This window comes from Streptomyces sp. MB09-02B, from assembly GCF_033794485.1.
GTDB lineage: Bacteria > Actinomycetota > Actinomycetes > Streptomycetales > Streptomycetaceae > Streptomyces.
Genome location: NZ_JARGEE010000761.1, coordinates 1 through 2152 on the forward strand (window position 1 = coordinate 1; position 2152 = coordinate 2152).

The following is a 2152-nucleotide window of genomic DNA, read 5'->3' on the forward strand; positions in this document are numbered from 1 at the left end:
TTTTTTCTGGGAATAGAAAATTATAAAAAGAGACAGCCGTCTACGCGCTCGTCGTCTGTCTCCTCGCGATCACCGCGGCCGTGGTCTCCTTCAGTCGGGGCAGTTGGCTGGGTGTGGTGTGGGTGCTGATGGCCGGCCTGTCGTCGAACATGGCCTGGTACTACGTCCGGAAGGCCAAGCAGGAGCGCGAGGCCGTCACATCCCGGTGAGGCAGACGTCGCTGTCCTCGCGCCAGAACCGGTAGAGCCAGTAGCCGCAGTCGGAGAGCCGGTCCTCGATCCCCAGGCCCCGCATGAACGCGTCGATCACGTCCCAGAACACGCCGTTCACCGCCGGGATCCACAGCACCGCGAAGACGAGCAGCAGCCCGAAGGGCGCCAGCGGCTCCACCTGGCGACGGATCTTGTATGACAGCCAGGGCTCGATGACGCCGTAGCCGTCCAGACCGGGCACCGGGAGGAAGTTCAGGATCGCCGCCGTGACCTGGAGCATCGCCAGGAAGGCGAGGGCGAAGAGGAAGGCCGCCGGCACGCCGTCGGTGACGCCCAGCCAGAAGGGCGCGGTGCAGACGGCCGAGAACAGGACGTTCGTCAGCGGGCCCGCCGCAGAGATCAGGCTGTGCTTCCAGCGCCCCTGGATCCGTCCCCGCTCGATGAACACCGCACCACCGGGCAGACCGATCCCACCCATGATCACGAACACGACGGGCAGCACGATGCTGAGCAGGGCATGGGTGTATTTCAGAGGATTCAGGGTGAGATAACCCTTGGCGCCGATGGAGATGTCACCGCTGTGCAGGGCGGTACGGGCGTGCGCGTACTCGTGCAGACACAGCGAGACGATCCACGCCGAGGTCACGAACAGGAAGACGGCGAGGCCGGGTTGCTCGGCGAACCCGGCCCACGTGGCCCATCCCGTGACCGCCATGACGGCCACGATCCCCACGAACACGGGGCTGATCCTCCGGTCGCTCCGGCGGGACGCGGCGGTGGTCATGGGACTCCTAGCTGTGTCGATACTGACTCGATCACTCATATGGACGCCCCGACGGTACCGGGACACGGCGAAAACGTCTCGCGATCGCCTCCGAGTTCCTAGCAAGGTGGGGGAATGGTGGGGCATACCCGCGAGCCCACCGGAACCCGAACCGGATTTCGATCCCGACAGAGACAATGGACCTCGTGCGCTACCGCATCCTCGGCACCACCCAGGCCCTGCAGTCCGACGGCACCCCCGTCCCCGTCGGGGGCGCGCGGCTGCGTGCTCTGCTGACCGTGCTCGCGCTGCGGCCGGGGCGGACGGTGCCCGCCGCCGTCCTCGTCGACGAGGTGTGGTCCGACGATCCGCCCGCCGACGCGTCCGGTGCGCTGCAGGCGCTGGTCGGCCGGCTGCGCAGGGCGCTCGGCCCGGACGCGGTCGCCTCGGTGAGCGGCGGTTACCGGCTCACGGCCACCCGGGACGACGTCGACCTGTACCGCTTCGAACGCCTCGCGGACGAGGGCGCCCGCGCGCTCGCCGACGACGATCCGGCCAAGGCCGCCGACGTCCTCGACGACGCGCTCGCCCTCTGGCAGGGCCCGCCCCTGGCCGACCTCCCCGACCGTGGCGCCGAGGCCGCCCGCTGGGAGACCCGCCGCCTCGACGCCGACCGCACCCGCCTCACCGCCACCCTCGCGCTGGGCCGCCCCGACACCGCGCTGCCCGACCTCACCGCCCTCTGCGACACCCACCCACTCGACGAACCCCTCCAGGCCCTCCGCCTGAGCGCCCTCCGCGACACCGGCCGCACGGCGGAGGCCCTGGCCGCCTACGAACAGATACGCCGCCTCCTGGCGGACCGCCTGGGAACGAGCCCGGGCCCGGTGCTCAGCAGGCTGCACACAGAACTCCTGCGGTCGGACGAAGCCGCGCCCCGTCAGGGGCGCGGGGAACTGCGCGAGAACCCCCACCGAACCGCCACTGTGGGGGTCGAAGGGGCGCAGCCCCTCGAGGATGGGACGGGACCGTACCCTTAAAACCCCCCGACGACGCTGAGAAAAACCATGTGGTGAACTTCGGAACACGCCGGACATACAAACAAAAAAATGCGTGGATGAGAAACACAAACCCCAACCATGGGAAAGAGGGAACAGGGGGTCGAGGGGAAGGGAGT

General features: G+C 68.8%; 2 protein-coding genes and 1 pseudogene. 2 read left to right on the top strand and 1 reads right to left on the bottom strand.

What is annotated here, in order from left to right:
- Window positions 1–80: 80 nt before the first annotated feature.
- Window positions 81–209 (top strand): hypothetical protein, encoded by a 129-nt coding sequence (locus P1P70_RS43780; protein ID WP_319247956.1) that lies wholly within the window; start codon window positions 81–83, stop codon window positions 207–209.
- Here P1P70_RS43780 and P1P70_RS43785 read toward each other — a convergent pair.
- Complete coding sequence (locus P1P70_RS43785) at window positions 196–996, bottom strand: site-2 protease family protein (RefSeq protein WP_319247958.1); 801 nt, start codon at window positions 994–996, stop codon at window positions 196–198. The genes P1P70_RS43780 and P1P70_RS43785 overlap by 14 nt on opposite strands.
- 176 nt (window positions 997–1172) lie before the next feature.
- Here P1P70_RS43785 and P1P70_RS43790 point away from each other — a divergent pair.
- A pseudogene (locus P1P70_RS43790) lies at window positions 1173–1973 on the top strand (AfsR/SARP family transcriptional regulator); the annotation flags it as partial.
- Window positions 1974–2152 lie beyond the last annotated feature (179 nt).

Coding starts and splice junctions, on each gene's coding strand:
- P1P70_RS43785 (WP_319247958.1), bottom strand. CDS start 996: ATGACCACCGCCGCGTCCCGCCGGAGCGACCGGAGGATCAGCCCCGTG.